Genomic DNA, 5,519 nt, shown 5'->3' on the forward strand with positions numbered 1-5,519 from the left:
TCGCCAGCACCCCCACCCGGGGCCACACCCGACGCCCCGGGCCCCCGGGACCGCCCGCACAACCCCCGGCCGGGGGGCGCCCGCCCGGACCACCGGGCGGGCGCCCGCCGTTCCGCAACCGTCCGCAGGTCCGGGCGCCAGCCTGCCTGCTCACTCGTCACGGTGGACCCGGCCGCGACGTCCCCAGACCGTGGCCCCGCGCTGCGGCAGCGTGAACCCCATGCACCCCCGCCACATCCTCCTCGCCGTCCTCGCCGCGCTCCTCACCACCGGATGCGTGGCAGTCCCCCACGCCCCCACCCCTGACGCTCCGCCCCGGCCCGCCGCGCTCGCGCCCGCTGCCGACCGCCCGCCAGGACCGCTCCCGACACGGACGTGGGCCGACCCCACCCCGGCCGCACCCCGCGAATCCCTGGCCACCACCGACCCCCGCCCCACCCCGCCGAAAGCCACCCCCGCCCCCGCCGCACCGGCCGCCGCGCGCCCGGCCGTACGCCCCGGCGACGCCAAGCCCGCCCACCAGACCGCACCGACGACGACGAAGCGGCCCGCGACCGCGAAGACGACGAAGCGGCCCGCGAGCACGAAGAGCACGAAGAGGAAGTCCACCAAGGCTCCCGCCAGGACGGCTCCCAAGCCCCGCCAGAGCCCGAAGAAGACCACCCCGCGCCGGCAGCCGACGACGCGGCAGGCCCCGCAGATGCGCGACCTCTGCCGCCAGGCCCAGACAATCCAGGCCCCCATGGGCGCACCGGAGTGGTGCCGGAAGATGTACGGCCGCTGACCTGGCTTTGTTCACGAGTTTGGGTTCTGGCTCAGCTTTCGTGCAGCGGCCACGGTGAGTGACGGCTGAGCGTCTCCGGGCGGTATGCGAAGTCGCCCGAAAATGGACGGTGGTCAGTACAGCTGGGCTGACAGTCCGGGCCGTGGAAGACGTTGCACTCCAGCTGAAGGAGCTGTTGTTCCCGGCGATCGCGGACATCGCGGTGCGGTCGGTGGACGTGAATATCGAGAACGTGCGCCTTGACGCGCAGTGCACCACGGCCGGCGCCGCCTGCCCGGGATGCGGAGTCTGCTCGACCCGGGTTCACAGCTCCTACCTGCGGTTTCTCGCTGATGTCCCGAGCGCCGGACGAAGCGTCGTACTCCAACTGCGAGTCCGGCGATTCCGGTGCGGGAACACCAAGTGCCCACGTCGGACGTTCGTGGAGCAGATATCCGGGCTCACCCGCAGACACGGCCAGCGCACCGAACGACTGCGTTCCATCCTGACCGCAGTCGGCCTCGCCCTGGCCGGTCGAGCCGGCGCCCGCCTGGCTGCCGTGCTTGGCATGTCCATCAGCCGGAGCACGGTCTTGCGCCTGGTCGAGACGCTGCCCGAGCCGGAGGTGCCGATGCCTCGGGTGGTCGGCGTTGATGAGTACGCCACCCGTAAGGGCCGCCGCTACGGCACTGTCCTGGTGGACGTCGAGACCCGTCGTCCGATCGATCTCCTGCCTGATCGAGAGGCATCAAGCCTGGCCGCCTGGCTCGCACAGCGGCCAGGGATCGAGGTCGTCTGCCGGGACCGCGCGCCGTTCTTCGCGGAAGGCGCCACCGCCGGGGCACCCCAGGCGACGCAGGTCGCGGACCGTTGGCACTTATGGCACAACCTGGGGGAAGCCGCTGAGCGGGCGGTGGCCCGCCACCGCCAGTGCCTTCGGGTTCTGGTCCCCGACCCCGTGGCGAAGGCCGACGAACCGGCGCCGCCCGAGGAGAAGGCGGACTCGCCATGGCGGAGCGAGCGGTTCGCCAACCGCGTCCGAGCCCGACATGCCACGGTCCACGCGCTGCTGGAAGCCGGCCACAGCCGCCGATCCATCGGGCGTCAGCTCCAGATGACCCACCGCACCGTCAAGAGCCTCGCCGACGCTGCGAAGCCGGAAGACCTCTTCCGCGGCCAGTGGCAGCACAACCGGACCTCCGTCCTCGACGAGTACAAGCCCTACCTGGACCAACGCTGGGACGAGGGCTGCACCAACGCCTGGAAGCTCTGGGAGGAGATCGTTCCCTTGGGCTATCGCGGCAGCTACGGCCGGGTCAGCGCCTACCTGCGAGAAAAGCGCACCTCGCCACGGCCCGTCACCGCGCAACCGCCGGCACCCCGCGTGGTGACGCGATGGATCCTGAGCCGACCCGAGACGCTGACCGAGATCGAACAGCTCCGGCTCAAGGCCGTCCTGGCCAACTGCCCCGAACTCGATGCCCTGACCGGTCACGTCCGGTCCTTCGCCCACATGCTCACCGAACGCCAGGGTGAACGACTCCCTCAGTGGCTCGACGCCGTCCGCCAGGACGACCTGCCCAGCCTCCACACTCTCGCGGCCGGCATCGACCGGGACCGCGACGCCGTCATCGCCGGCCTGACGCTGCCCTGGAACTCCGGGGTCGTCGAAGGCCACGTGAACCGGATCAAGATGCTCAAGCGCCAGATGTTCGGCCGCGCAGGCTTCGGCCTTCTTCGCAAACGGGTCCTGCTCGCCCCGTAGTCGTGTTGTCAGTGCCTGATGCAAGGATCCGGACGACCATAACCAAGGAGATCAGCATGGGTACCTGGGATACCGGTCCCTTCGACAACGACACAGCCGCAGACTTCGCCAACGCGCTCGACGAAGCCGAGCCCGAGGCACGTGAAGCCCTGATCCGAGGCGTCCTCATACGGACTATCGACGCCACCGGCTACCTCGCGGAAGCGGAAGAGGCGGTGGCCGCCGCCGCCTTGATCGCGGCGCAATGCCCGGGAGGCGAACCCGTCGACATGTCCTACGGCCCGGAAACACCGATGCCCGTGTTCCCTTCCGACCTTCGGGCTCTCGCCGACGAAGCCCTCGCCCGCATCGCCAGCGACGAGGATGGGCCGGCCTCAAACTGGGTCGACCCGGAGGACTGGAAGCAGTGGCGAGCCATACTCACGCGCCTTCGCGCAGTGCTTGCCCCGCCACCCCCTTCCATTGCTCTCTTCGACATCCGGCCGTAACGGAGCGTCACTCAGCACGGAAGTTGAGCCAGAACCGAGAATGGGGCAGCAGATGTTCACCACTTCGGGAGGTGCCGCAGCACACCGAGAATTGAGCACCGAGTGAGTCGCTTGCCGTAGTCCGAGGCGGCGGCTGCCACTTGCCCGCGCTGTGTTGATATTCCACGACGGTGGCCGGTGCCGTTCCCGCAGCGGATCAGAAAATATGTTGGTCGGCTGCCGGTCAGCTGTGAAGATGCGTCTGTTGGCCAGCCGGAGGAAGTTTGTTCGTTTTCGTGTGTGCGGGATGCGGTGTCGAGTTGACCATCCCGCTGTCCCAGGTCTCACTGCCGGTCCACGCCCGTCAAAAGTACGGGAACGGAGCCCAGCTTCCGGTGCTCATGGAGTCAGGGACGTTTGCCGTGGACCCGGATCCCTGGGGAGGGCCGTGGCGGCTGTGGGACGAGATCGATCCGAGCGAGGCTGAGGCACGCGGCATCTACGCGCCGGTCTACGCCCTGTCCGACGGCACGCCCGGGGCGAGTGTCATCGCGCCCGGTGATATCCGTGGAACCCGGCTGATTCCTGAGAAACGTGGCGGTGCCTGCTGTGGCCTCGACGGGGCCGAAGGGCCCAACATGGCCTGCGAGGCATGCGACCTCCCCGTGGCGACCAGGGTCGACGACTGCTCGCTCTGGCAGATGGTGAGACTCGGCCCGGACGTCGTGCACCGCGTCCCCGTTGACGGTATCCACACTGCGCCCCTCTCCTGGGCGGAGCTGGCAGAGAAGGGGGAGAAAACGCCCCCGTTCGAGCCGATCGCCACGTGGGGAGGACGGCTGGGGCCGAACCACTACTGGTCGTGGAGTCCGCAGTGGGAAGCGGCAGCCGGCCAGGCGCTCGCCCACCTGCTGATCGCCTCCCAGGGACAGCCGGTGAAGGTCCCGGATGGCCTGACCGCGGACGTGTTCCAACGCACGCTCGACGCCTTGCTGCCGGCAGGCACTCTGAAGCGGCGCGCCGTCCTGGCCGGACCGGGACAGCCCTCCCCGGACGCGGACGTCGACATCCTCCTCGTCCCCGTCCATCCCCAGACGGGCCGGACCTGGACCCCTGCTGACCTGACTGCACCGGCATACCTGGTGCCCCTGCCGCTGGGGGTGTGGCTGTGGCTGGTCTCTCCCGAACGGAACTTGCCGATTCCCACGTCGGGCCGCATAGCCCAAGACGTCCTCCGCGACGACCCGCTCCCGTTGCTCCCCAACCACCTGTTCCGGGCCGACCGGGGAACGTTCCAACACACCTTGGTCCGGCTACCAGCCGTGCGCAGTCCGTGGCTGCACACGATCCTCGAGAACCTCACGCAGAGCACCTCGGCTGGCCTCTTCTAGCCGTCCGGCAATCGAACAGCACCAGACTCCTCCCAAAGTGGTTGATGCGCGACGTGTGAGTTGCAGTGGACGGTGGCAGCGTTCTGCACGGGGTCAGGGTGGCATTGCTCCTGGTGGCAGGGTTGGGTGGGTTGTGGGGGTGTCGTTTTTTGGTGATGGCTGGTGTCGTTTTCCAGTGAAGGTTCGCTGTCGCTCGTGTAGGCGTACGAGGACGGCCTGTGCGGTCTCTGCTACTGAGAGGCGTTTGAGATCTGGCATGGGACGATCGGTCGGTGACTCGACTCGTGAACCGTGACCGCTCTCTTCAGGAGCTTGAGCGCGACCGCTGGTCGGCCTTGTCGGGTGGGGGAACCCGGTTGATGGCGATGGTGCGTGAGCTTCGGCGCAAGCCGCTCGGTGGCCTGACGGTCGAAGACGTGCGGCTGCTGATCAGGCAAGACGTGGGCCTTGCCTATCTCCTGCCCCTGGCGGTGGAGGTCCTCCGGGTCGACCCCCTGGCGGAAGGCGACATGTACGAGAGCGATCTGCTGGCTGCCGTGCTCACCAGGAGTGCGGAGTGCTGGAGTGAGTCTCCCGAGCTTGGGCGGGAGGTCCGCCTGATCGTCTCGGAGTTGGCGGAGGTACCGCCCGTCCTGAAGCGCGAGGTTGATGGGTTCTTGGCTCCGGACGAGCGGTCGTGGGCCAGGGCGCAGCACGGCCCCGGGTGAGCAGGCGGGCCATGATGCCGATCATGGCCCAGCGAATCATCGTCTCGGAGTGGGCTGGGCTGGTCTAGATTCGCGGTGACTGGCCATCCGCAGTCGTTCCTCTCGGAATTGGGAAGGTTCCCGGGTGGTTTTGGGTGTCTCGCTTTTCCGCCAAAGCTACATGCTGCTTCAGTGTGATGCACGCGGCACACTGAAGCCCACACAAACGCAGACCCCCGCCCTCACAGCCAGCCCGGGCCCGCATCAGCGGGCCCCAAGGGACTGGAGGCGCAGCCGGAAGGACCATTGAGGCGGGGGAGCGCAGCGGACCCGCCGGCCCCAGGTTGAAGCGAAGCGGAAACCCGGGGCATCGGGGCGAAGCCCCGTAGCCCTGGGAGCGCAGCGGACAGGGCGTCACCTCCGGTGCACAGCACCGGAGGTGAGTGG

5 protein-coding genes are annotated in these 5,519 nt (G+C 68.7%); all 5 read left to right on the forward strand.

Going from position 1 to position 5,519, the window contains the following annotated elements:
- Window positions 1-220: 220 nt before the first annotated feature.
- The 5 genes from ACFWV2_RS32945 (at window position 221) to ACFWV2_RS32965 (ending at window position 5,093) form a co-directional block, all read left to right on the forward strand.
- Window positions 221-784 (forward strand): hypothetical protein, encoded by a 564-nt coding sequence (locus ACFWV2_RS32945; protein WP_384411077.1) that lies wholly within the window; start codon window positions 221-223, stop codon window positions 782-784.
- Window positions 785-959: 175 nt separating this feature from the next.
- The gene (locus ACFWV2_RS32950) at window positions 960-2,528 is read left to right on the forward strand and encodes an ISL3 family transposase (protein WP_384411080.1); all 1,569 of its coding nucleotides are present in this window, start codon (window positions 960-962) and stop codon (window positions 2,526-2,528) included.
- Between the two features lie 56 nt (window positions 2,529-2,584).
- Window positions 2,585-3,016 carry a DUF4259 domain-containing protein gene (locus ACFWV2_RS32955; RefSeq protein WP_384411083.1) on the forward strand — a complete coding sequence of 144 codons (432 nt, stop codon included), beginning with the start codon at window positions 2,585-2,587 and terminating at the stop codon, window positions 3,014-3,016.
- 263 nt (window positions 3,017-3,279) lie between these two features.
- On the forward strand, window positions 3,280-4,386 hold the full coding sequence (locus ACFWV2_RS32960; RefSeq protein ID WP_384411086.1) for a hypothetical protein: 1,107 nt from the start codon (window positions 3,280-3,282) through the stop codon (window positions 4,384-4,386).
- Between the two features lie 272 nt (window positions 4,387-4,658).
- Window positions 4,659-5,093 (forward strand): contact-dependent growth inhibition system immunity protein, encoded by a 435-nt coding sequence (locus ACFWV2_RS32965; protein WP_384411089.1) that lies wholly within the window; start codon window positions 4,659-4,661, stop codon window positions 5,091-5,093.
- The last annotated feature ends 426 nt before the right edge of the window (window positions 5,094-5,519 follow it).

The sequence above is a fragment of the Streptomyces sp. NPDC058671 genome (assembly GCF_042716475.1).
In the GTDB taxonomy this organism is placed as follows: Bacteria; Actinomycetota; Actinomycetes; order Streptomycetales; family Streptomycetaceae; genus Streptomyces.

Coding starts and splice junctions, on each gene's coding strand:
- ACFWV2_RS32945 (WP_384411077.1), top strand. CDS start 221: ATGCACCCCCGCCACATCCTCCTCGCCGTCCTCGCCGCGCTCCTCACC.
- ACFWV2_RS32955 (WP_384411083.1), top strand. CDS start 2,585: ATGGGTACCTGGGATACCGGTCCCTTCGACAACGACACAGCCGCAGAC.